The 22,009-nt window shown below is 40.5% G+C and carries 25 protein-coding genes and 1 pseudogene; 13 read left to right on the top strand and 13 right to left on the bottom strand.

Annotation, left to right across the window (positions count from 1 at the left end; all coding sequences use genetic code 11):
• Positions 1 to 5: 5 nt before the first annotated feature.
• Entirely contained in the window at positions 6 to 329 is a 324-nt protein-coding gene (locus tag ACMVDV_RS00890) for a YebG family protein (RefSeq protein ID WP_304179303.1), read from the bottom strand.
• A gap of 261 nt (positions 330 to 590) precedes the next feature.
• On the opposite strand from ACMVDV_RS00890, the gene ACMVDV_RS00895 reads away from it, so the two are divergent.
• Positions 591 to 887, top strand: coding sequence for a ComEA family DNA-binding protein (locus ACMVDV_RS00895; protein WP_304179300.1), 297 nt, complete (start codon positions 591 to 593; stop codon positions 885 to 887).
• A gap of 76 nt (positions 888 to 963) precedes the next feature.
• On the opposite strand, the gene ACMVDV_RS00900 is transcribed toward ACMVDV_RS00895, so the two are convergent.
• Both ACMVDV_RS00900 and dsbB read right to left on the bottom strand, forming a co-directional pair.
• On the bottom strand, positions 964 to 1,266 hold the full coding sequence (locus ACMVDV_RS00900) for a hypothetical protein (protein WP_416156873.1): 303 nt from the start codon (positions 1,264 to 1,266) through the stop codon (positions 964 to 966).
• Positions 1,266 to 1,778 carry a disulfide bond formation protein DsbB gene (gene dsbB / locus ACMVDV_RS00905; RefSeq protein ID WP_416156874.1) on the bottom strand — a complete coding sequence of 171 codons (513 nt, stop codon included), beginning with the start codon at positions 1,776 to 1,778 and terminating at the stop codon, positions 1,266 to 1,268. Before dsbB ends, ACMVDV_RS00900 begins: the two co-directional genes overlap by 1 nt.
• Positions 1,779 to 2,202: 424 nt before the next feature.
• Here dsbB and fadR point away from each other — a divergent pair, with 424 nt between their 5' ends.
• Positions 2,203 to 2,916, top strand: coding sequence for a fatty acid metabolism transcriptional regulator FadR (gene fadR / locus ACMVDV_RS00910; RefSeq protein WP_064666576.1), 714 nt, complete (start codon positions 2,203 to 2,205; stop codon positions 2,914 to 2,916).
• Positions 2,917 to 3,149: 233 nt separating this feature from the next.
• Entirely contained in the window at positions 3,150 to 3,755 is a 606-nt protein-coding gene (locus ACMVDV_RS00915) for a peroxiredoxin C (RefSeq protein ID WP_145239274.1), read from the top strand.
• Positions 3,756 to 3,821: 66 nt separating this feature from the next.
• Here ACMVDV_RS00915 and ACMVDV_RS00920 read toward each other — a convergent pair.
• A pseudogene (locus ACMVDV_RS00920) lies at positions 3,822 to 5,329 on the bottom strand (TonB-dependent receptor domain-containing protein); the annotation flags it as partial.
• 81 nt (positions 5,330 to 5,410) lie between these two features.
• Positions 5,411 to 5,890 (bottom strand): SsrA-binding protein SmpB, encoded by a 480-nt coding sequence (smpB, locus tag ACMVDV_RS00925; RefSeq protein WP_064666579.1) that lies wholly within the window; start codon positions 5,888 to 5,890, stop codon positions 5,411 to 5,413.
• 146 nt (positions 5,891 to 6,036) lie between these two features.
• On the opposite strand from smpB, the gene ACMVDV_RS00930 reads away from it, so the two are divergent.
• Complete coding sequence (locus ACMVDV_RS00930) at positions 6,037 to 6,474, top strand: type II toxin-antitoxin system RatA family toxin (RefSeq protein WP_304179284.1); 438 nt, start codon at positions 6,037 to 6,039, stop codon at positions 6,472 to 6,474.
• On the top strand, positions 6,474 to 6,803 hold the full coding sequence (locus ACMVDV_RS00935) for an RnfH family protein (RefSeq protein ID WP_304179432.1): 330 nt from the start codon (positions 6,474 to 6,476) through the stop codon (positions 6,801 to 6,803). Before ACMVDV_RS00930 ends, ACMVDV_RS00935 begins: the two co-directional genes overlap by 1 nt.
• A gap of 65 nt (positions 6,804 to 6,868) precedes the next feature.
• Here the strand turns inward: ACMVDV_RS00935 and ACMVDV_RS00940 are convergent, their stop codons facing one another.
• Positions 6,869 to 7,228 (bottom strand): outer membrane protein assembly factor BamE, encoded by a 360-nt coding sequence (locus ACMVDV_RS00940; RefSeq protein WP_416156875.1) that lies wholly within the window; start codon positions 7,226 to 7,228, stop codon positions 6,869 to 6,871.
• Positions 7,229 to 7,347: 119 nt separating this feature from the next.
• Here ACMVDV_RS00940 and ACMVDV_RS00945 point away from each other — a divergent pair, with 119 nt between their 5' ends.
• The gene (locus ACMVDV_RS00945; protein WP_304179279.1) at positions 7,348 to 7,689 is read left to right on the top strand and encodes a GIY-YIG nuclease family protein; all 342 of its coding nucleotides are present in this window, start codon (positions 7,348 to 7,350) and stop codon (positions 7,687 to 7,689) included.
• Here the strand turns inward: ACMVDV_RS00945 and ACMVDV_RS00950 are convergent.
• From ACMVDV_RS00950 to ilvC, 4 genes are all read right to left on the bottom strand, one after another.
• Positions 7,658 to 8,386 (bottom strand): M28 family peptidase, encoded by a 729-nt coding sequence (locus tag ACMVDV_RS00950; RefSeq protein WP_416156876.1) that lies wholly within the window; start codon positions 8,384 to 8,386, stop codon positions 7,658 to 7,660. The two genes, ACMVDV_RS00945 and ACMVDV_RS00950, sit on opposite strands and share 32 nt — an antisense overlap.
• Before the next feature lie 166 nt (positions 8,387 to 8,552).
• On the bottom strand, positions 8,553 to 9,752 hold the full coding sequence (locus ACMVDV_RS00955) for a tetratricopeptide repeat protein (protein WP_416156877.1): 1,200 nt from the start codon (positions 9,750 to 9,752) through the stop codon (positions 8,553 to 8,555).
• Between the two features lie 80 nt (positions 9,753 to 9,832).
• The gene (locus ACMVDV_RS00960) at positions 9,833 to 11,746 is read right to left on the bottom strand and encodes a methyl-accepting chemotaxis protein (RefSeq protein WP_416156878.1); all 1,914 of its coding nucleotides are present in this window, start codon (positions 11,744 to 11,746) and stop codon (positions 9,833 to 9,835) included.
• Between the two features lie 194 nt (positions 11,747 to 11,940).
• Positions 11,941 to 13,413 (bottom strand): ketol-acid reductoisomerase, encoded by a 1,473-nt coding sequence (gene ilvC / locus ACMVDV_RS00965; protein WP_304179268.1) that lies wholly within the window; start codon positions 13,411 to 13,413, stop codon positions 11,941 to 11,943.
• Positions 13,414 to 13,576: 163 nt separating this feature from the next.
• Between ilvC and ilvY the strand changes: the two genes are divergently transcribed.
• The 5 genes from ilvY (at position 13,577) to ACMVDV_RS00990 (ending at position 17,838) form a co-directional block, all read left to right on the top strand.
• Positions 13,577 to 14,491, top strand: coding sequence for an HTH-type transcriptional activator IlvY (gene ilvY / locus ACMVDV_RS00970; RefSeq protein ID WP_416156879.1), 915 nt, complete (start codon positions 13,577 to 13,579; stop codon positions 14,489 to 14,491).
• A 152-nt stretch (positions 14,492 to 14,643) separates the two neighbouring features.
• A complete protein-coding gene (locus tag ACMVDV_RS00975; protein ID WP_416156880.1) occupies positions 14,644 to 15,501 on the top strand; it encodes a MipA/OmpV family protein in 858 nt (285 codons plus the stop codon).
• Between the two features lies 1 nt (position 15,502).
• On the top strand, positions 15,503 to 15,889 hold the full coding sequence (locus ACMVDV_RS00980; RefSeq protein ID WP_304179263.1) for a DUF3019 domain-containing protein: 387 nt from the start codon (positions 15,503 to 15,505) through the stop codon (positions 15,887 to 15,889).
• A 14-nt stretch (positions 15,890 to 15,903) separates the two neighbouring features.
• Positions 15,904 to 16,596: a response regulator gene (locus tag ACMVDV_RS00985; RefSeq protein WP_304179261.1), complete on the top strand. Its 693-nt coding sequence runs from the start codon at positions 15,904 to 15,906 to the stop codon at positions 16,594 to 16,596.
• Between the two features lie 6 nt (positions 16,597 to 16,602).
• Positions 16,603 to 17,838 carry an ATP-binding protein gene (locus ACMVDV_RS00990; RefSeq protein ID WP_304179259.1) on the top strand — a complete coding sequence of 412 codons (1,236 nt, stop codon included), beginning with the start codon at positions 16,603 to 16,605 and terminating at the stop codon, positions 17,836 to 17,838.
• 134 nt (positions 17,839 to 17,972) lie between these two features.
• On the opposite strand, the gene ACMVDV_RS00995 is transcribed toward ACMVDV_RS00990, so the two are convergent.
• From ACMVDV_RS00995 to ACMVDV_RS01005, 3 genes are all read right to left on the bottom strand, one after another.
• Positions 17,973 to 18,197 (bottom strand): DUF3820 family protein, encoded by a 225-nt coding sequence (locus ACMVDV_RS00995; protein ID WP_416156881.1) that lies wholly within the window; start codon positions 18,195 to 18,197, stop codon positions 17,973 to 17,975.
• 116 nt (positions 18,198 to 18,313) lie between these two features.
• A complete protein-coding gene (locus ACMVDV_RS01000) occupies positions 18,314 to 18,595 on the bottom strand; it encodes a hypothetical protein (protein WP_304179256.1) in 282 nt (93 codons plus the stop codon).
• Between the two features lie 286 nt (positions 18,596 to 18,881).
• Positions 18,882 to 20,453, bottom strand: a complete 1,572-nt coding sequence (locus ACMVDV_RS01005) for a cation:proton antiporter family protein (RefSeq protein WP_304179430.1) — start codon at positions 20,451 to 20,453, stop codon at positions 18,882 to 18,884.
• A 263-nt stretch (positions 20,454 to 20,716) separates the two neighbouring features.
• Here ACMVDV_RS01005 and ACMVDV_RS01010 point away from each other — a divergent pair, with 263 nt between their 5' ends.
• Complete coding sequence (locus tag ACMVDV_RS01010) at positions 20,717 to 21,460, top strand: sporulation protein (RefSeq protein WP_304179254.1); 744 nt, start codon at positions 20,717 to 20,719, stop codon at positions 21,458 to 21,460.
• A 75-nt stretch (positions 21,461 to 21,535) separates the two neighbouring features.
• Positions 21,536 to 21,988, top strand: coding sequence for a GNAT family N-acetyltransferase (locus ACMVDV_RS01015; RefSeq protein ID WP_304179252.1), 453 nt, complete (start codon positions 21,536 to 21,538; stop codon positions 21,986 to 21,988).
• Positions 21,989 to 22,009: the final 21 nt, after the last annotated feature.

The following is a 22,009-nucleotide window of genomic DNA, read 5'->3' on the forward strand; positions in this document are numbered from 1 at the left end:
TGGTATTAGCTCGCGGCTTTGTCAGTGCTGGCTTTTAAGTCTGCCACGTTTTCTGCTGTTTTCTTCGTTTTAGCCGGTGCTGCTTTAGCAGGGGCAACATCTTTAGCGCCTTTGAGTACATTGATAAAGTCGTCTTTACTTTTCGCAATCTCAAGTGCAAGCGATTCAATTTGTTGTTCACTTAAAGGGACATCCACTTTTTCTAACATCATCTCAAGCGACTCTGCTATATCAAGCATTTTATCATACGCGTCCGCTTCTTTTTTCGTAGTAAACGTCATACGCTCGACTCCGTTTCTTTCTACAACATATTTAACAACAACAGCCATGATTTCTCCTGCCAATTTGCTTGGTGAATAACATGTTCACCTTGATTGATTACTGTTTTTATGTACAGTAATAGTTTGTTGGCCTTTTTGCAAGTGAACATTTTTATTTTTTTACTATCGGTATATTGACAAAGAGGTACAACTTTACTTTATTTAAATGGTCGCACTTTTTCAGTATGACTTTATTTGGATGTAGTCCAAAAGTGAGGGCATTAAAATCAACTATTAACTGAGTCCACGTATGGATCATGGAGAAGAAACATGAAGTTTTTAACTTTAATAGTGGTAGTGCTTGGCCTCGCTATTTCATTGCCTAGTAATGCAGCTGTAACTAAAACCGAAGCAACTGAAAGTGCGGAAAAAAGCCAGTTAGTCAATGTTAATCAAGCAACAGTCGAACAACTTATCCAACTGCCAGGTATTGGTAAATCAAAAGCGCAGGCGATCGTTGATTATCGTACCAAGCAAGGTAAATTTAAGTCTATTGCTGATTTGGCTCAGGTGAAAGGAATTGGCGACAAACTCATCGCTAAACTAGAAGGGAAAGTCAAATTTTAATAAGTTAAATATTAATAAATTAAATCTTAATAAATTAAATCTTAATAAATTAAATCTTAATAAATAACAGGGCGAATTATTCGCCCTGTGTAAACTCTGCAATCGCTTGTTGTAAATGCCCTTTAGCAAACTTGATCTCCACTGGAGTAGTAAGCAAGGGGTAAGCCACACCGGTGATCAGTAATACAGGCAGCAAAAACCAACCTTCAATATACGCTAATGATAAAAATACAGGAGTTAATAAAAGCAATTTTAAAATACGTAAAGCGATTTTTTGCATTGGCGTTAACATACTTAAAGCTAAGGCAATAATTTGCTGACGTTGGCGTATTTTAAATGGTTTTAATAGCGTTACTTGGCTTGAAAAAAATGTCATCATCACAGCGACTTTTTAATTATTAAACGACTTGCAACAACACTTATCAGGATCAGAGTAAATGCGCCAAAAATAACTTCCATCCAAGCGGGCATACTCAATCCAGCAAACTGCCAATCAATATTGCCACAGTCACCAGTAGCGGCGAAGAATTGTGGTATCCACTGATGTAACGGGACGGGGAAGTTCGGCTCAAACTCGCAGCTAAATGCAAAAGGGTCAGTCGTGGTTTGCATCTCGAGATGTTGACGAGCAAGCAGATAGCCCCAAATACTGGCAACGGCCCAGCTAGATAAAGCGCTAACACGCATTAACATGTTAGTTGGATTTATTGCTCCAATAATGCCTGCAATCAGTAGCCCTAACATCGCGGTTCGCTGATAGATACACATAATGCATGGTTCTAACCCCATTTGGTATTGGAAAAATAAAGCAACCACTTCAAATGTAAATGCAGTTAATGCTAATAAAACCCAAGGAGTGCGTTGCTGTGCTAAATTTGCTAACCAATTCATAGTATTTCCAAATATTAATATCTCAATGAGATTATGACTTAGTCATTAAACTAGGCGCAAGGGTAAATATGCTTTGTGGCAAGAAAAGCTGTCGTCCCAGTACGCACTTTATGTTTGCTGCTGCCGTTATTCCGTACATTAAGACTATGATTGTTCAAGCTATGTAGATTATATTCATTCGTTAAGTTAATTTCAGGTTATGTAATATAAGGTTCAGTTGCATTGTATGGTTTTTTTCAAGCTAGACTCGGTGATTATTTTTGTCTGGTAATATTCATTGGAAAATACCGACGGGCAGATATTTGACAGCCGCTGTAAATGATTTAATCAAGTGACTTTACTTGTTAGTTTTGCTTCGTCTGGTACAATCAGTCGGTTAATCGTTTTTAAGTGAAGTAATATTGATAACTCGAGTGGGAATTGAATGAGAATTTTTAAAGCAAAAAGTCCAGCCGGATTTGCGGAAGAGTATATTGTTGAATCAATTTGGAATGGTGATTTTCCGCCGGGCTCTATACTTCCTGCTGAGCGCGAGTTATCAGAATTAATAGGTGTTACACGCACAACATTACGTGAAGTATTACAACGTTTAGCGCGTGATGGATGGTTAACCATCCAACATGGAAAACCAACGCGAGTTAATAACTTTTGGGAAACTTCAGGGCTTAACATTTTAGAGACCTTAGCGCGTCTTGATGAAGATAAAATGCCCGAGTTAACTGACCAGTTACTTTCTGCGCGTACTAATATTAGCGCTATCTACACCCGTGCTGCGATTAAGCTAGCACCTGATCGTGTTATAGAAATTCTTTCACAAAGCGATGAACTTGAAGATAGTGCGCAGGCTTTTGCTGATTACGATTACAAAGTACACCATGAGTTAGCCGTTGCAGGTAATAACCGTATTTATGTACTTATCCTCAATGGTTTTAAAGGCTTTTATTCGAAAATTGGTTGCCATTACTTCTCCGATCCGGGTACTCGTCAATTAGCGCGTCAATTCTATAAAGATTTAACCATACTTGCTGAGAAACGCGAGCATGACGGCGCTATTTCAATGATGCGTAAATACGGTCATCAAACCGGTGAAATTTGGCAAAAAATCCGCGGTGATATGCCTGAAAATATTATGGATTAATAATTTCCACGATTTAAAAGCCTGCTTCTGCAGGCTTTTTTAATCCTTTCACTCAACGTTCGATATTTCCGATGATGGACATCGGAAAATACGATTGTTCTTTTAAGTCTTTAGTCTCTAAAATATTTTGACAATTATGCATGCCAGCCCTTGGTATTTAGTTTTTAGATGCCATATTAAAGGCAAGCATTGCGTAAGCAATTAAAAGCAAACTCAAATATTTGGAGAATAAAATGGGTGTATTAGTAGGCCGCCAGGCACCAGACTTTACCGCTGCAGCAGTATTAGGTAACGGCGAGATCGTAGATAGCTACAATCTTCACGAAACAATCAAAGGTAAAAAAGCCGTCATCTTCTTTTACCCACTAGATTTCACTTTCGTATGTCCTTCTGAACTAATTGCTTTTGACAAGCGTTATGAAGAATTCCAAAAACGTGGCGTTGAAGTAATTGGCGTTTCAATCGATTCACAATTCTCGCACAACGCATGGCGTAACACTGCTGTTGCTGACGGTGGTATTGGCGCAGTTAAATATGCACTAGTTGCAGACGTTAAACACGAAATCTGTAAAGCGTACGATGTTGAGCATCCAGAAGCGGGCGTTGCATTTCGTGGTTCATTCTTAATTGATGAAGAAGGTAATGTACGTCACCAAGTAGTAAATGATTTACCACTGGGTCGTAACATCGATGAAATGCTGCGTATGGTTGACGCTCTAGCGTTCCATACTGAGCACGGTGAAGTGTGTCCAGCTGGTTGGACTGAAGGTAAAAAAGGTATGGACGCAAGCCCAGCAGGCGTTGCTAAATTCCTTTCTGAAAACGAAAGCGACCTATAATTTAGGCCTTTGCGTTAGAATATAAAACACCCGCCAATTGGCGGGTGTTTTTGTTTAGGGTAATCGTTAGAAAGCGAATGACACTTTAGTATAAATATAACGTCCACGAGGGTTGTGAACCGCGGATGCATAACCGTACAAGTCGCTATCACCATCACCAATTGCAAATGGTGGCTCTTCATCAAATAAGTTATTTACGCCAAGCGAGATTTTGGTCGATTCGGTAATACGATAAGCGGTTTGCAAATCGACTAAGATTTGCGAGTCAACCATTCTTGATGTATTGCTATCAAAATCAAGCGTACCGTCAAAATCAATATCAGGCGTATCTTCAAATTCACCCACATAACTAATATTCACATTAGTGTTGAATTCGCCAAGCTCCCAATTGGTTGAAAACATCCAGCGGTGCTCAGGGTAGCCATATTCACCGGTATAATCGCGGCCATCTTTTTCAAACTTGTCTTGATAGGCCCATTCTAAATTGAATTTTAATAGTCCTAAATCATCCAGCGAGTGATTATAATTTGCTGAAAAATCAATACCTGATACTTCTTGCGAAGAGACATTTTCAAAAGTACTGTGAATTTTTTGGATCACCCCTAAGCTTTGTCCACCTTGGGGCGCTAGCCGAACACACACAGTGCTATTTTGATTATTACATTCAGCATCATAGATAGGACCAAAGGCTTGTTCATCAATCTTGTTGTCTTGAGTGATGCTCCATACATCAATACTGAAACCAAGATCGGCCATCGGAGCCCAAATAAAACCAACGTTCCATGATTCCGATTCTTCAGCTTGTAAATCAGGGTTACCAGCAAATTGAATGTTGTAATCAAGAGCATTGCAATCAAGACCTGTAGCACTACAGCGGTAATTATCAATAAAGAATTGACTTTTCTCTGATGGACCTAGGCCTATTTGTGCTAGTGAGGGGGCTCTAAAACCTTGTGCCCATGAGCCGCGAACGGTAATTTCATCGGTAGGTGCCCAGCGTAGCGCTACTTTAGGATTGGTTGTGGTGCCAAAGTCACTGTAATCATCATAACGACCTGCAAGTTGTAGTTCTAAGCTATCTGCAAGGGGAATCGAGAATTCAACGTATGCTGCATATTGGTCGCGCTCAGCGGCAGCAGAAACAGACTCAGTACCAAAAATTAGACCGCGCTGAAATTGATCATCAGGGATGTCACTAACATCTTCTTCACGATACTCAATACCCGCAGCCATCATCACGACACTGTCGCCAAAACTAAATGCCTCACCGATAATACCATTATCAAAGTATATTCAAACTGGGAAATTGCATCAACTTGTTCAGAGGCGGGAGCAATATAACCAAATGGCCTACAATCAAATAAACAGCTGCCGCTAGATGTGGTGCTTTCAGCTAGACAATTAGGATCGATAGTTTTTACGCCGTCAACGTAGAAATAACACGGGAATCCGCGTGATGAATGGAAATCTTGGCCACCATTTGCTGTTTCATCAGCAGTACCTAAGCGGCCCATTTCATCAGATGATAAAGAGGTATTTTTAAAGCAATCGATGATGACAAAGGTGCTACTTTTTAATTGATGTCCTGCGAGAATTTAGGGAGGAAAATAAAAACGCCTAACTGAGTTAGGCGCTTTTGAGGTTGTTTGGATAGATTAAACTTTATGCTTCATTAACCGTTCTTTTTCGCGAGACCAGTCTTTGTTTTTGCCATCTTCACGTTTGTCATGCATTTTCTTACCTTTGCCTAAGTGAAACTCTAGTTTCACCCAGCATTTTTTCCAATACATGGCAGTGGCGATCAATGAATAGCCGTCGCGCTCAGTTGCACCAACTAAACGGTCTAGCTCGCGTCTGCTTAATAATAACTTGCGATAACGTAATGGATCGCAAATAACATGGGTTGAAGCGCTATTGAGTGGCTGTATTTGACTGCCAAGCAAAAACGCTTCGCCATTTTTAAGGTGAATGTACGTTTCAGAGATGTTTACTTTACCAGCTCGGATACTTTTTACTTCCCAGCCTTGTAGTTCAACACCAGCCTCAAACTTGTCGTGTAAAAAATACTCATGACGCGCCTTTTTATTTAGCGCGATAGTATTACTTGTCGATTTAGATGAATTTTTCTTAGCCATAGTGGCCCATATTATACGTAAAGCTCTGCTTTTTACATCGATTTTTTATTTTTGCCAATAAAAAAGTGTCAGTAAATAAAGCGCCAGGAAAGTTTGGGGAAAAACGCAAAGCTTGCTAAAATTCGCCCACACAGTTGGGAGTGAGTATGCCACAAATAGAAAAAAGTGCGCTAGTAATGTATAGCAGCAAAGAAATGTTTGATTTAGTCAATGATGTGGATGCTTATCCTGAATTTTTACCGCATTGCTCAGATGCGAAAATTATTGCTCAGCAAGATAATACCATGACCGCCAGTTTAGAAATTTCTAAAGCGGGTATAAAAAAATGGTTTACCACTGAAAACACACTTGCAGACGGAAATACTGTGACATTACGTTTAGTGGATGGACCATTTAAAGCGTTGCAAGGGCGTTGGCATTTTCAAGTGTTGGATGACAATGCATGTAAAGTTCAATTACAGCTTGAGTTTGAATTTGCCAGCAAGCTCATTGAGCTGGCGTTTGGTAGGGTATTTAATGATGTTGCAAAAAACATGGTGAATGCATTTACTCAGCGAGCGAAACAAGTATACGGACCGCGATGATGATAAAAGTAGAAGTAGTGTATGCGTTACCAACAACAGCAACCTGTTTACTGGTTGAGGTGCCTACAGGGACAACGGCTGAAGAGGCGGTGATCCAATCTGGTATTCTTGCAAAATGCCCTGAGATTGATGGTTTAGCGCTCACATTAGGTGTTTGGAATCGCACCTGTAAGCTGACACAAGTGCTTGAGGATGGCGATAGAATTGAAATTTACCGGCCTTTAATTGCCGACCCTAAAGATGCCAGACGCAAACGTGCGGAAAAAGCCAAAGACGAAGGCCGTGCAAATAAAGTTACCGGTGGGCGACCATTGGATAAAGCGAAATAATTAAACTAAACAAAAAAGGTTAGCCGTAGCTAACCTTTTCGTCATAATCTTAATTGTTTTCGCGATTACTGTTCAAGCGGCGTGTTGAACTCGGCGGGTTGTTCGTAGTCACCGCTGATTGACTGAAGTTTTTCATTTTCAAACACTATGGTGAGTGATTTGCGTTGTTCGTTATCACGGCCAAGATTAAAAGAATATAAGTAATGCCAAGTATTTTTATCGAAAGCGTCTTCGGCTACCGGTTTACCTAATACATAAAGCACTTGCTCTCGGGTCATGCTGACACGAAGTTTATCAACATCGCTTTGTTCTAAAAAGTTACCTTGTGGGATATTGATACGATAAACCCAACTAGAACAACCTGCGGTTGCACTTAATGTGAGAGCAACGATCAAGTAAAGAGAAAAAGTTTTTAACGACTGCATTGTTTGTTTGGATCCTTATTTTTTATAAACTGCATGATACCGATTAGTCACCTAAGGTAAAACCCTTTTAGGTAATTGTTTGTGACTTAATTTTAACTATTGATGTTTGGAGCGTAATTTTGACCTCGCAGTCTGCTAAAAGTTTAACTAACCCTGAAAATAGCACACTAATCAATCCCGCTATTTGGTCGCTTTATATTGTTCAAACACGCTTAGGTCACTGGTATACAGGGATAAGCCCTGATGTGGCGAAGCGTTTTGCCGCTCATCAAGCGGGCAAAGGCGCTAAAAATTTAAAAGGTAAAGGGCCATTAATACTTATTTACCAATGTGAAGTGGGCTCACGAAGTGAGGCAACAAAACTTGAAATAAAAATTAAACAGTTAAGTAAAGCGCAAAAGCGCGTGTTTGTTGCTACAGGACAGCAGCCTAAAGTTTTGTCATATCCAGCTGATCAATAAATTGGGCAATATAATTGACGGCTTCAATATATAACTGTTGATCGATATTACTCAGTTGGTCGGAACTTTTGTGGTGATGTGGATCATACCCCATGCCAAAATAGATATACGCAAACCCCGCTTTAGCAAATGCGTAATGGTCACTGGCGCGGCGCCAATCTATCTTTCCTCCTCTGCTTAGTCGGTTCATCCTATGAGACGAGCTGGTTACTTTAACTTTTATAGTATCGCTGAATATTCCAGCGAGTTGATGCTGTAAAGCCTGTCGTTGTGCATGCGATGTAAATGCATATAAGGTTTTTTTTGGGCGACTAACGGCTAACATATCTAAATTAATATTGAGCACGGTTATGGAGTCGTCACGCTGTAATTGGCTAACAAAAAACTTTGCCCCATGTAAGCCATTTTCTTCAGCATCGGTCGCAACAAAACTCAGTTGAAAGGGCAGTGTTGTATCGGCAAATTGTGCGGCTATAAATAGTAGTGCACTGACGCCACTGGCATTGTCATTGGCACCAGCATACAAGTTATGGCCTTGCTTACCTAAATGATCGTAATGGGCTGTGAGTATCACATGGGCCTTGACGGGGTGTGCAGGCATTAAAGTCGCCACTACATTTTGCCCTGACATTTCAGTAAAAAAACCAGCCGTATAATTAAACGTTTGTAATTGACTTTGATAGCCAAGCTGCTGCAAGCGTTGGTTAATAAACTCAGCGCTTGCAACGGCGTCATCCGTATTGGTTTTACGGCCATTTAAGGCCGCTGAGCTGAGGTAATTTAAATCGCTAATTAGTTGCTGGTTTGCATTGTGCGCATGAGCGGTACCAGAAAATAAGATACTCAGGATTAGAATAATTAACTTAATGGCTATCTACCTTGGCAGTCATCGCACTAAGAGCCTGTAATTTATTTTGATAACGTTGTTTGTCGTGAGCAAAATCAGCGTACTTATTAGCAAAACGTAGTTGTGTATATGCTTGTTTAAAATCACCTAATTGATAATAGGTACGAGCCAAGCCAAAGTAGCTATCATGAATATGTCTATCAATAAGCTTGGCTTTATTAAAGTGTTTAATAGCGTCTTGATAGTTTTTGATAAGGTAAGCATCGTTACCTAAAGCAACATGGTAATATGGATTACTTTGCCGTTTTAAGTCAAGTTTAGTTAATATTTCATCTGCTAGCTCAGCCCGTTCAGTGAGTTGGTACAGCAGAGCTAAATTGCCCAGTGCGGTGTTATTGTCAGGGTTTAGTGCTATTGCGTAGTTATAGGCTAGCTCGGCGTTTGCGTATTGTGAATGTAGGCGCAGCAATACCGCCAAGTTACCCCATGCCCCAGAATAATTTTCATCGGCTTTTGTGGCAGCTAAAAAGTAGCTGTAGGCTAAGTCGTGCTGCCCATTCAGCATCGCTGTTGCACCTTTGTTGTTATAAAACATCGCGGTAATTCGTTGTTTGCTGATCGGCGTCGTTTTAAATTTTTCACCACGCGAATTAGGATCAAAATCAATGACAAGTGAGTTTTCGGTATTATAAAGGTAAGTCACACTGCTACTGGCACCGGTATCACGCTGCTGTGTAACGACTAAATTTATATGTCCAGTTAATAAACTATAGCCGTTACTTACCGCCCAATATTCAGGAATATGTACGGTTTGAAACTGCCCCTGCAGGCCTAAATATTCCGCCATGCTATAAGCTAAAATCGACAAAGATAAACAATTGGCATTTAAATCGGTGTAAGCTTGATTAGCAGTGAGGGTCGCTCCTGCTTGATATGATAAAGATGCATCGCCATTTTCTAATAAAAAGTTTAATAATTTTTTGGTGTTATTTAAATTGCGTTTATTGCTTGGGAAGGCGGCATCGAGTTGTTGTGTTATGTTATCGTTTAAGGCGAATATTTCATCACTATGCTCCACAGGATAAACGCTGAAGGATGGGTTATTTGTAACAATTGGCGCAATCAGCGTCGATTTTTTATGTGTATTAGTGCAAGCCGATAAACTGCACAGCGACAAAATAACGACTAATTTAGCAAGCCACGTTAATGTTGTCATAATCACACTCCAACTAAATACTGACTTGTTAAGTTTAGTCTATTTTTAGTTAAAGTGGATATTAACTGTTACAAACTGTGTCAGTGCTTTTCAAAGGTGGCCACTAAACGTGCTAATGTTTGTGCACTGCTGGCAAGTCCTTTGATTGCTTGCTCCGTATCAATTTGCTCTCGCATCGCCATATCACTGATCTCACTAATTTGTTCAATATTACGGCCAACATCAGCAACCACGCTACTTTGCTCTTCAGTAGCGGTTGCAATCAAGGTCGCCATATCATTTATTTCATTAGCGGTATTGGTAATAGCATCAAGTAACTGCACAGAACTTTGCATGGTTGCTACACTGTGCTGAGCTTTGCTTTTTGATAACGCAATTTGCTCAACCACATTGGTCGCTGTTTTTGCCAGTTCTTCAATCATTGCCTGAATTTCAGTTGTTGATTGCGATGTACGATTGGCCAGTGCCCTTACTTCATCTGCGACTACTGCAAAGCCGCGACCGTGCTCACCAGCACGTGCAGACTCAATTGCGGCATTTAGTGCTAATAAATTGGTTTGCTCTGAAATACCACGAATAGAGTCAACAATACTGGCGATTGTTTGGGTTTTATTGGCAAGCTCAGTCACTTGTCCCGCAATTGTGTCAATATCACCGGCTAATGCTGTAATACTTTGTTGACTTTGCACTACTTGCTGGTGGCTTTGTAATGTATTGGCTTTACTGTCTTCGGTAAGTTTTGCGGCAGTTGCGGCGCTGTGGGCAATTTCTTGCACTGTTGCACCCATTTCGTTGATTGCTGCTGCAACAGATATAGTCTGCTCTTTTTGGTTGTCCATTGCCTGTGAGTTGCGTTTGGCTTGAGCAAATACCTGATCTGAGCTTTGACGAATTTCTAAACTTTCATGGGAGACTTGTGCAATAGCGGTTTCAATTTTATCAATGAATTGATTAAATCCATTACTCAATGCTGCTAGTTCAGGCTGCTCACTGTGTGGCAGGCGATATGCCAAATTAGCATCCCCTGAGCCTAAGCGAGTAAATAACTCGGCCATTTTTGATAGCGGTGATGACAATGAACGAGCTAATAAAAAGCTGATAACACACGCAAGCAGTGCAATAACAAGAGCAAAACTTAAAATTTGCCACTGTAATGTAGTGATCCCTGCAAACACTTCCGCTTTTGGTACCTGTGCAACCACATAAAGCTGGGTGTTTTTAATCGGACTCGCCGCTAGAAAAAAAGTGTCGCCATTGAGTTCGACTTCTTGCAAGTTAAATTCATTGCTTGTTAATAATTGACCACTTACTTGATGACCATACAAGCTATCCAGGTTTGTGTTCTCTACTTTGTTGACGTCTTGATGGAGTTTAATGACGCCTTGATCATCAGTAATAAATACAAAACCGGTCTGCTCAATAGTAAATTTATTCAATAGTGCTTGCATATCATCAATACTTTTTGCCAGCCCAGTTAAGCCGATGCCATTGAGCTGTTGATGATTAACAAACATTTTTGTGTCGCCATTAGGCTCTTGATATAAGCTAATCGAGTAAGCTTGGTTGGCATTTTTAAAATCAAAAAACCAGCCATCTTGTTGTTGATCTAATACTCTTAAAAAGCCGTCTTGATTCCAGTACTGCGCGGTATCACGGTTTGCCCATGATGCGGTTGCTAGGCCGTATTGTTTTACCAGACGATTTAATTCTTTTATTAAAACTTCATCATTGTTATCACGGCTATTTGCCCACGCGAGGATAAAATGGTTACTTGATACTTGCTCTGCCGCACTGAGTAATTCATTGATCTCTAAGCTGATATAGTTATTAATGGCGTGTAGTTTACTGGGCAACTCAGATTGGATCATCCGTTGTTCGATAATGGTTTTGGCGGATAGCAGCGCCGTAATGCCAATTAAGCTGGCGACTGACAAGGCAATAGCGATCCCTAAAATAGTGATCTTACGGGTGATACTAAGACTTTTATACGACATTGTGGGTACTGACTTTACAAATTATGAGGGTATTTTAGCATGTTTTTTTCATGTAGTTCATTATCTAATAGAGTAAGTACTCAGTTTGTAATTTACGCTAAGACGTATTTTGACACAGTAAATAAAATGAAAAAGCCCACAGCGTTGAGCAGGTGGGCTTGGTTTCTAACAAGCGAAATTGTTACTTTCCAGGGTTAAACAATTTTCTTCATTGCTGACATGTAGCCACGCAATTTGGTACCAATGATTTCAACAGGGTGCTCACGCAACGACTTGTTGATTGCAATTAGTGTTTGGTTATCAACATGATTACAGCGCTCGCCTAAGCCTCTACCAATAACATCAGTATCGATGTTTTGCATAAAGTCTTGTAACAGTGGCAAACATGCGTGATTGTATAAGTAACAACCATACTCGGCTGTATCAGAAATGGTGCGGTTCATTTCGAATAATTTTTTACGTGCAATGGTGTTGGCAATTAATGGTGTTTCATGCAGCGACTCATAATATGCTGACTCAGCAATAATACCTGCTGCCGTCATGGTTTCGAACGCAAGTTCAACACCGGCTTTAACCATTGCAACCATCAAGATACCGTTATCAAAAAACTCTTGTTCGGTGATTTCAACATCACCTGCAGGGGTTTTTTCAAAATTAGTTTCTGCGGTTTCTGCACGCCATTTTAAAAGGTTTGCATCATCATTGGCCCAATCTTCCATCATTACCCGAGAGAAAGTACCATCAATGATGTCGTCTTGGTGTTTATTGTAAAGCGGGCGCATGATCACTTTTAATTGTTCACTTAATTCAAACGCTTTTACTTTTGCAGGGTTTGATAAACGGTCAAGCATGTTTGTCACACCGCCGTACTTAAGTGCTTCAGTAACAACTTCCCAACCGTATTGAATTAGCTTTGATGCGTAACCGGCGTCTATGCCTTTTTCGATCATCTTATCAAAACATAAGATTGAACCCGTTTGTAACATACCGCAAAGGATGGTTTGTTCACCCATTAAGTCAGACTTAACTTCAGCGATAAACGATGACTTCAACACACCGGCACGGTGACCACCTGTGCCTGCTGCATAGGCTTTTGCTTGCGCTAAACCATGGCCTTGAGGGTCGTTTTCAGGGTGCACTGCAATTAGCGTTGGTACACCAAAACCACGCTTATATTCTTCACGTACTTCAGAGCCTGGGCACTTAGGTGCCACCATGATTACGGTAATATCGTCACGTACTTGCATACCTTCTTCAACAATGTTGAAACCATGTGAGTAAGCAAGCGTTGAACCTTGCTTCATCATTGGCATGATTGCGTTAACCACGGCGGTGTGTTGCTTATCGGGTGTTAAGTTTAAAACGACATCAGCTGTTGGAATTAATTCTTCATAAGTACCTACAGTAAAGCCATTTTCTGATGCATTTAAAAATGATTGACGACGTTCACTGATTGCTGAATCACGTAATGTATAAGACACATCTAAGCCTGAATCGCGTAAGTTAAGGCCTTGGTTTAAACCTTGTGCACCACACCCAACAATAACAAGTTTTTTGCCTTTAAGTGCATCAACACCATCAGCAAATTCAGCCGGATCCATAAATTCACATTGTGCTAATTGTGCTAGCTGTTCACGCAAAGGAAGAGTATTAAAATAATTCGCCATTGTTAGTATCCTATCTATTTCATAGTTTGTTAGATGCAAAGCATTTTGCCTTGCTTAAAACTACCATAAGGAAAATTTAACCTTGCGTAAAATGATATATTTGCATTAAAGTATTTCATAAAATGAAATGTGGCGATTTTAAAATCATAATCTAGAGGGTGGCATGGATCATAAGCGCTTACATTATTTTTTAGCATTAGCTAAAACCTTACACTTTGCCCGCGCAAGTGAGCTTTGCCACATCAGTGCGCCAACCTTAAGTCGTAATATCAAACAGCTAGAAGATGAAGTGGGGGTAACACTATTTAGTCGTGATAATCGCAGCGTAAAACTAACCCGCGAAGGGGAATCCTTTATTGATTATGCTAATGCAACGCTTACCAACTGGCAGCGTTTTCGGGCAAATGTACAAGATCCTGAGCAGACGATTTATGGCAAGGTCAGTATTTATTGCTCGGTTACGGCGTCCTATAGTTTTTTACATCAAATGTTAGAGCAACTGCGACTGCAACATCAGCATATAGAAATAAAGCTTAATACGGGCGATCCAGCTGTCGCCATTAACCGTGTACTGGATGGCCATGAAGCGATGGCAATTGCAGCAAAACCCGATAAGTTACCCGCGCAAATTGCATTTGCCAGTATTGGCTATTCGTCATTGGTGTTTATTGCGCCACGTAATGCGTCATTGCTCACACAAAAGCTTGCCACGTATGGTGATAAGATTGATTGGTCTGAGCTTGAGTTTATAGTTCCGGAGCAAGGTTTTACCCGCCAGAGGTTAGAGCAGTGGTGGCGAAAGCATGGTATTAATGCCAAAATATACGCGCAAGTGGCAGGGCATGAAGCCATGGTTTCTATGGTTAGCTTAGGGCTTGGCATTGCTATGGTGCCAAAGATTGTATTAGACAATAGCCCGTTAAAAGATCGTGTTCAGGTGTTAAGTGATCAAAAAGAAGCACCGCCAGGCTTTGAAATTGGCTTGGTTGTGTTACATAAAGCATTGCCTGATGCGGCACTAAAAGCGTTGTGGGAAATTGCGCAATCACTCAAAAACGTTAATAGTTTAGCTCCTTAGCCGAGCTTAAATACGTAGATGTAAAGTTTATTTACCTTGAATCGTTCCACATGTATCAAAAGTGTGAATGATTGTAATCAGCTAGGGATTAGTTATTAATACCTTGCTATGATGACGATATTGGATTGTCTCTTTTGGCATAAATAACAACAATGAAGTCGATAGTTAATATTCTTACTGCGCTTTGCATCTCTGTATGGCTTACAGTACCTTGTTTTGCACAGCCATCAGAAGTTGAGCCTGTGCAGGATATAACAATAGGGCAGTGGCACTTGAGCCTTAACACGGGGTTAGGGGTCATAACCAATCCATTAGCTGGTGGAGGTGATTTACCATTAGTGTTGATCCCAGATATAGCTTATTACGGTGAACAGTTCTTTTTTGACAATGGTCGGTTAGGCTATAGCTTGATACAAGACTCCCCACATACCTTTAATCTAGTCACTGAGTTTAATTCGGAAACACGTTTTTTTGTTGATTGGCATCCTAGTAACATTTTTGCATTAAGATCAGAGAGTTCATTTACGAGCAGTGAAAATGAATTACAAATCCAACAACCTAGTCTGGATATCACAGAGCTTGATAAACGTAAATGGGCACTTGATGCCGGCTTAAGTTACCATTATAGCTACCAGCAGCATGTATTTTCTGTGCAGGCATTAGCTGATGTATCCGGCGTGTATAAAGGGTGGCGAAGTGCATTGCAGTGGCAAATGCACAATAACATTGGTGAGTTACAGATCAAACCAACGATAGGCATCTGGTACAAATCGGCAGCGCTGAATACATATTTTTATGGCGTATCGGCAAAAGAGTCCCGAAATGGTGCAATTGAGGTTGGTAGTAGCTGGCAGCCTTATGCTAAAATAGATGCCCGTTGGCCCTTAAATGACGCCAATTCTTTGCGTTTTCATTTGGCTTATTATGATTATTCGGCCTTAGATGACAGTCCGCTGTTTGAGCAAACGTATTCAATGACTGCCTTTATAGGATTCGATCATATTTTTTAATATGAAGTATTTACAACTTGGTGTATGCGTCGTTTTTTTGTTGGTATGGCCAAAGTTGGCAGTTGCAAAAAAAGATATATTAACAGTATCCCCAAAAGTCTGTGTGGTTTCCGAACAACAAGAATTTTGTGATCTTGATTTGGAATTTGCTTTAAATATGCCCTATAAAATGGATGTATGTTTGTATCATGAGGAGCAACAACTGCAGTGTTGGCAACAAGTTACCACAGAGCGATTCAATCATAAAGCGCGTGTTCAGGTTGAAACCATATACTCCTTAGTCAATCCGCACACGGATGAACTGCTGGCGACAACACGTATTGAAGTACAGAGTACTCGCGCTAAAACCACTCGGCGCCGATTACGTTCACCGTGGAGCTTTTTTTAATCTTGGAGCTGCAAATGGCAAAGATCTTACTTGTAGAAGATGATTTAGGGTTACAGCAATTAACTCGTGACTATCTTGAAAATAATGGCCTTGAAGTGGCGGTATTAGACCGTGGCGATGAAGTATTTACTTACCTTGAAAACAATCCCGTTGATTTAATGATCCTTGACGTCATGCTGCCGGGGAAAGATGGCTTTAGCGTTTGTCGACAAGTGCGCGATAAATTCAGCTTACCTATTTTAATGTTGACAGCTAAAGGTGAAGACTTTGACCAAGTAATAGGTTTAGAGTTAGGCGCCGATGATTATGTTATAAAACCTGCAGAGCCAAGAGTATTACTTGCCCGTATTAGTGCGCTATTACGTCGTGGGCAAGCATCAGTAAAAGTACCAGAAGAATTACAATTTGGTGATTTAGCGATTGATAAAACCAGCCGTATTGTGCGATTAAGAAATAACGAAATTACCCTGACTTCGCATGAATTTGAATTACTTTGGCTATTAGCTTCAAACGCTGGAGAAGTACTGAGCCGCGAACATGTACACCAACACATGATAGGTCGCCAGTATGATGGCTTAGACCGTACGGTTGACGTGCGTGTATCACGCATTCGTAAAAAGCTAGGTGATAACAGCGATAAACCCTACCGGATTAAAACTGTTTGGGGACAAGGTTACCTATTTGTCTCCGACGCATGGGGTATGTAACTGTTAATGGGGAAACTATTCGCAAGTTTATATTTGTATATGATAGTTTCTCTGTTTTTAGTCAGTGGCGTGATTGAACAACTTTGGCCTTACGAAGATACCCAGCAACAACTTTCCCTCGATGACGAATTTGGCCAATCTCTTTGGTTATTAACGCAAAGCCCAGAAGGTATCGCCAATATTGCCTTGCGATTTCAAAGTAAGGTTATCCAAAAGCAAGATCTGATGCTGCCAAAAGAGCAACGTGAAGAGCTTACCCAGCATCACTATATTTATGTCTTTGATCAGCAACAACGTGCTATTTGGTATATTTCACTCGATGCTGAAAAACTATTGCAAGTGGGTCCAATTACTGTGTTATCACCAGTATTTCCATCGGTTTGGCCCTATCTGTTACTGTTATGTGTGGTGGGAGTTCCGGTCGGTTTATGGAGCTTTTTACTATGGCGTGACTTTGCCAAATTACGCTTGGCGTGTGAAGCCGTCGATGGCTCACAAGATTTTGAATTGAGTGCGACCTCTAAATCGTTTTTCTTACCAATCACAGATACTTTAAGCGCGATGCAGCAACGTATACAGCACTTACTAACCGCGCAACAAGAGCTTACTTCATCGGTCTCTCATGAGTTTAGAACCCCATTGGCACGCCTAAAATTTGCGTTAGCCATGTTAGAAGATAAAGTGACAGATGAGAAAGCTTTTGATTACATTGATAATATGCAATTGGATATTGTTGAGCTGGAATCTTTGGTAAAAGAAATGCTCGATTACGCACGCCTTGATAGTCAACAGCCGAATCTTACAGTGCAAACATGTAATTTAGTGCAATTGTTAGAAAGTGTTATTACTAAGCTTGATTTTGCAACGCAGATCCAGCTGAATACGCAATTACCGCTAAAATGCACTTACATTTGTGATAGTCATTTTATTGCCCGTAGTGTGCAAAACTTAGTGGGCAATGCACTCAAGCATGCCCGTCATGAAGTAAGGATTAGCCTCAGCGAAAATGCGCAGCAAGTGATTATAAGTGTAGAAGATGATGGACCAGGCATTGACCAAGCCCAGTGGGACACGGTATTTAAACCCTTTGCACGGCTTGATAAAAGCCGCGATAAAAAAACCGGCGGGTTTGGACTCGGGTTAGCCATTGTGGCAAAAATAGTGTCTTGGCATCAAGGCCGTTGTGAGTTATCGCATTCGCAACTAGGCGGTGCTAAATTTACGATTAGCTTACCGAAGTAAAGAGTTTTACTTCTGCTTGTACTGCGATAAGTTACAAAAAAAAAGCGCCATATAGGCGCTTTTTCACGGTTAAAACCAAAATCAACAAGTAGCAAATTAATAGACCGACTAAACGTGACTAAGTTCCATAATTTTTAATTTCTTTTATTTTTTTGTAACAACGGCATCAGCATTTCTTCTAAGCCATTGAGTTTTACTTCATACATCATCGCTAATTGAGCACCTAATCTGCCTTGTGGAAAGCCTTGTTGCTTAAACCAGACTAAATAAGGCTCAGGGAGTAACAATAAAGGGCGGCCTGCATATTTCCCGAATGGCATTTTAGTATTGATTGCTATTTTTAATAGTTCTGGATCCATGAGAGGACTTTAGTCGCTGAATTAGGTGAGCAGTGTATTACAAAAGAGCGGAAGAAAATAGGCTGTGACGGGCATGAAACAGCCTATTTAATGAGGGAGTAGGCCCTCATTATTTACTAGTGGATCTGATACTGTTGTTTTTTAGAAAACCCGAGTTGTTCGAGTCTGTTTATAATTGACGGATCATCAATACGCTGTGGGATCTCGCTATCACGCAAAAAATGATCTTCTGGCACTTGGTATACATCAAGCATTTTTTGAAATAATACAGCGCGCATTGTTAACGCTGTCATTCCACTTCTTTGTATTTCATCAAGGCGATTTTGCAGTTCAACCAGTTTTGAGTTGGTTAAATCATCCGCCACGGCTTGGAACTGTGTAGCAAACTTATTTTTCATCTAAAAACCTTATTTAATAGCAAAGTGTAAAATGCTGATGAATACGTATGTAAAAGCAGGAAAAACTATTTCTGTGCTAAAAAGAGATACTTACGGATTAACCAACAAACGCAGTGTACTCTTTTTTCATGGCTAAATGCCAATTCGGATGTAAAGCTTTGTAAATGCGCTTGACTCTTATTTCGGGACTGTTGTAGGGGTGTTTTAGACGTCTAGATGTAAGGTTATGAAAATTAAATGAAAATAGTTCTCAGTACCTTACACAGTACTGAGAACGATATTTATATTAAGGAAATAATTTTTGTTTTACATGTTCAGCAAAGCCACTACCGGCCTCTAAATAGAAGTTATAGGTAGAATCTACGCCCATATCTTCTAATTCTTTTTGCTGATCCGGGTAGTTCGCAATCGCTGTTACTTGACCCTGATAACCCGATGCTCTTAATTGCTCTAAAGCAAAAATGTTTTGCATATGTTTTGGCATTGCCAGCATGATCATTTCTACATGAGAATGGTTTACCCGTTGCCAAAAGTCTGGATCGGTAGCATCGGCTAAGAGTGCCTTGCGGCCTCGAGTAACATGCTTTTCGACGACTTCGGGTTTGATGTCTACACCTGCAACAACGCCTGGGTGAGTAATATTGATTGTTTCGTACGCACCTGTGCCAATGCGGCCCATACCAAAAATAACTATTTTGGTATCATTTAAATTCACGGGCAGTTCTTCTGCTAAACGGGTTGGGCTTTCAAAGCGTAGCAACCAAGCTTCGATCTTTACATAAATTTCGTTTGAACGTTTATTCAGTGGGGAAGCGACAATAAAGGTAATAGAAACCGCAATCGCCATTACTGCAAGCCACTCAGCAGTAATTAATCCGCTGCTGGCTGCTACCATACATACGATCAGACCAAACTCACTGTAATTAGCAAGGGTAAACGAAGCTAATAAAGATGTACGCGCGCGTAATTTAAAGGCATTCGTTAATACATAATATAAGGCTACTTTAACTGGCAGTACCAACACAATAATGGTCGCGATCATCAGTGAATTAACAGTAAGCTCAGCGCCTAAACCAATTGTTAAGAAAAATCCGACTAAGAGGATCTCCTTTAGGTTTAGTAGTGATTTGGCAAGTTCACTGGCTTTTTTGTGAGGTGCAAAAATCATCCCTATGATCAATGCGCCTAAATCGCCTTTTAAGCCTGCAAATTCAAACGCGTGGTAACCAACTACCAACGCAAAGAAAAAGCCAAACAGCGGCAGTAACTCACCGTGTTTAGAGCGGTTCAACACCCAAAACATCAAAGGTCGTAATAAAGGTAAGGCAACGAGGAGTGCAAAAGCCCAACCATTGGGAGCTTTACCTGTGCTGATAGCGAGAAAAATGACCGCGAAGATATCTTGCATAACCAAAATACCAATGGCAATTTTACCGTGAAGGCTGGCCATTTCTCCGCGCTCTTCAAGTACTTTAACGGCAAAAACAGTACTGGAAAAGCTAAAAGCAAAACCAACAAGTAATGCACTTTGCCAACTAAGATCAGCAAATAGCGGTAACGCAAGTGCACCGAGTAACAGCATTAAACTGCAAAAAATAGCGCTACTGATAATAATATGTAAAGAGGCTGGAGCCCAGACCTGTGGCTTAATTAGGTGGCTTACTTTTAGCTTTAAACCAATACTAAAGAGCAGTAATGTGATCCCTAAATTAGCTATCGTATTAAGTAATTCGGTGGTTTTAAAGCCAGCTAAATTGAGCACAAAGCCTGCGATCAAAAAACCGATAAGTGGGGGAAGCTTAAGTTGATAAACGGCAAAGCCACACACAAATGCGACAGCAAAATATAATAGTTCCATAATTCTTAATATCACTTCATTTGGGTAGTCAGTGTAGCGAAATATCAGCATTTTTGAAAATCATTCGTACATATTGTAGCTATAAATTGTGCATCTAGAGAAGCGTATGTATGAAAAACGTCCGTTTAACGGGTTATTACTGTAAAAAGTCAATAAATAGCTATTTTTTCACTGACAGCAGCTTTTAAATATGGTTAAGATGCAGTAACAAAGGAATTTAAGCGTGATTCAGATTTAAGTGAGTTAGGCTTAAGGAGAAATAGATGTTTAAAAAAATACTTGCATCAGTCGGTATTGGTGCAGCAACAGTGGATACCGTGCTTGAAACTGAGCACTTGCAACCAGGGCAACTATTTAATGCCCAAATTGTGATCACCGCAGGCGATGTAAGCCAAGAAATTGTAGGCCTTGATTTAGCATTAATGACGCGAGTGAAAGTTGAAGGTGAAAACGGCGCTTATTTTACTAATCATATTATCGATAAGTGGCGCATAACTGATATAGGCACTATTGAGCCGGGTCAGCAAAAGCACATTCCATTTGAAGCACGCTTACATTCTGAAACCCCGATCACCGAAATCAATGCCGGTTATAACCAGTCACATGTCTGGCTTGAAACTGGGCTTGATATCGATTTGGCGCTCGACCCTAAAGATAAAGACCAACTACATATTTATCCAAATGATGCCGTAACTACCTTTATGCAAGCAATGGATAGACTCGGTTTTAGTTTAGTGAAAGCGGATGTTGAAAAAGGCTTTTTACGCGCCAGTACATTTAATTCGCTCTCTGGTTGTTATCAAGAGCTTGAATATAAGCCAACTAGTCGTAGCTTATTTGGCATCCAAGAAATTGAACTGTCATTTGTGCCAGAAGCTCATAAAACCCATGTTTTAATTGAGCTTGACCGTGGTTTGCGTGGCGATGGTTATGTCGATTTAACCATTGAACATGATCACGTAAACTTATCGCATTTATGTGATCAGTTAGAACGTTTATTTGCCTAGCGATTAATAAGGTTCGTTAGCGAAGCGTGAGAAATAGCCCAGCATCGACTGGGCTTTTTTATGTTAGGAGTCTTTATGCAATTAGTAAGTAAGGTATTTTCAGAGCTTAGTACACGTGAGCTGTTTGCTATTATGCGCACTCGGGTAGATGTGTTTGTGGTTGAGCAGCAATGCCCATACCCTGAATTAGACGATATCGATTGCAGTGCAACAACTCAGCATCTCTATTGGCTCGAGGCTGAACAATTAGCTGCATACGCACGTTGTTATGAGAAAAATGAGCAGTACAGTGCGATTGGCCGCGTGCTGGTTGAACAATCACAAAGAGGTAAGGGGTTAGCTGCGCAGTTAGTGAAAGAGGCGATCCAGTGTTGCTTTACGCACTGGCCGAACAAGGATATATATATCGGGGCACAAACTTATTTACTCGGCTTTTATCAGTCACTGGGCTTTCAATGTACCGGCGAGCCATATTTAGAGGATGGCATTGCACACCAAGATATGATTTTAAAAAACCGCTCAGTATAAAGAGCGGTTTTTTATTGGGTG

This window comes from Pseudoalteromonas sp. ASV78, from assembly GCF_047806705.1.
In the GTDB taxonomy this organism is placed as follows: domain Bacteria; phylum Pseudomonadota; class Gammaproteobacteria; order Enterobacterales; family Alteromonadaceae; genus Pseudoalteromonas; species Pseudoalteromonas prydzensis_A.

What these genes read in the sequence shown, in the direction of transcription:
- ACMVDV_RS00890 (WP_304179303.1), bottom strand. Translation starts at nt 329, where the DNA reads ATGGCTGTTGTTGTTAAATATGTTGTAGAAAGAAACGGAGTCGAGCGT.
- ACMVDV_RS00895 (WP_304179300.1), top strand. Translation starts at nt 591, where the DNA reads ATGAAGTTTTTAACTTTAATAGTGGTAGTGCTTGGCCTCGCTATTTCA.
- ACMVDV_RS00900 (WP_416156873.1), bottom strand. Translation starts at nt 1,266, where the DNA reads ATGATGACATTTTTTTCAAGCCAAGTAACGCTATTAAAACCATTTAAA.
- dsbB (WP_416156874.1), bottom strand. Translation starts at nt 1,778, where the DNA reads ATGAATTGGTTAGCAAATTTAGCACAGCAACGCACTCCTTGGGTTTTA.
- fadR (WP_064666576.1), top strand. Translation starts at nt 2,203, where the DNA reads ATGAGAATTTTTAAAGCAAAAAGTCCAGCCGGATTTGCGGAAGAGTAT.
- ACMVDV_RS00915 (WP_145239274.1), top strand. Translation starts at nt 3,150, where the DNA reads ATGGGTGTATTAGTAGGCCGCCAGGCACCAGACTTTACCGCTGCAGCA.
- smpB (WP_064666579.1), bottom strand. Translation starts at nt 5,890, where the DNA reads ATGGCTAAGAAAAATTCATCTAAATCGACAAGTAATACTATCGCGCTA.
- ACMVDV_RS00930 (WP_304179284.1), top strand. Translation starts at nt 6,037, where the DNA reads ATGCCACAAATAGAAAAAAGTGCGCTAGTAATGTATAGCAGCAAAGAA.
- ACMVDV_RS00935 (WP_304179432.1), top strand. Translation starts at nt 6,474, where the DNA reads ATGATAAAAGTAGAAGTAGTGTATGCGTTACCAACAACAGCAACCTGT.
- ACMVDV_RS00940 (WP_416156875.1), bottom strand. Translation starts at nt 7,228, where the DNA reads ATGCAGTCGTTAAAAACTTTTTCTCTTTACTTGATCGTTGCTCTCACA.
- ACMVDV_RS00955 (WP_416156877.1), bottom strand. Translation starts at nt 9,752, where the DNA reads ATGACAACATTAACGTGGCTTGCTAAATTAGTCGTTATTTTGTCGCTG.
- ACMVDV_RS00960 (WP_416156878.1), bottom strand. Translation starts at nt 11,746, where the DNA reads ATGTCGTATAAAAGTCTTAGTATCACCCGTAAGATCACTATTTTAGGG.
- ilvC (WP_304179268.1), bottom strand. Translation starts at nt 13,413, where the DNA reads ATGGCGAATTATTTTAATACTCTTCCTTTGCGTGAACAGCTAGCACAA.
- ilvY (WP_416156879.1), top strand. Translation starts at nt 13,577, where the DNA reads ATGGATCATAAGCGCTTACATTATTTTTTAGCATTAGCTAAAACCTTA.
- ACMVDV_RS00975 (WP_416156880.1), top strand. Translation starts at nt 14,644, where the DNA reads ATGAAGTCGATAGTTAATATTCTTACTGCGCTTTGCATCTCTGTATGG.
- ACMVDV_RS00980 (WP_304179263.1), top strand. Translation starts at nt 15,503, where the DNA reads ATGAAGTATTTACAACTTGGTGTATGCGTCGTTTTTTTGTTGGTATGG.
- ACMVDV_RS00985 (WP_304179261.1), top strand. Translation starts at nt 15,904, where the DNA reads ATGGCAAAGATCTTACTTGTAGAAGATGATTTAGGGTTACAGCAATTA.
- ACMVDV_RS00990 (WP_304179259.1), top strand. Translation starts at nt 16,603, where the DNA reads ATGGGGAAACTATTCGCAAGTTTATATTTGTATATGATAGTTTCTCTG.
- ACMVDV_RS00995 (WP_416156881.1), bottom strand. Translation starts at nt 18,197, where the DNA reads ATGGATCCAGAACTATTAAAAATAGCAATCAATACTAAAATGCCATTC.
- ACMVDV_RS01000 (WP_304179256.1), bottom strand. Translation starts at nt 18,595, where the DNA reads ATGAAAAATAAGTTTGCTACACAGTTCCAAGCCGTGGCGGATGATTTA.
- ACMVDV_RS01005 (WP_304179430.1), bottom strand. Translation starts at nt 20,453, where the DNA reads ATGGAACTATTATATTTTGCTGTCGCATTTGTGTGTGGCTTTGCCGTT.
- ACMVDV_RS01010 (WP_304179254.1), top strand. Translation starts at nt 20,717, where the DNA reads ATGTTTAAAAAAATACTTGCATCAGTCGGTATTGGTGCAGCAACAGTG.
- ACMVDV_RS01015 (WP_304179252.1), top strand. Translation starts at nt 21,536, where the DNA reads ATGCAATTAGTAAGTAAGGTATTTTCAGAGCTTAGTACACGTGAGCTG.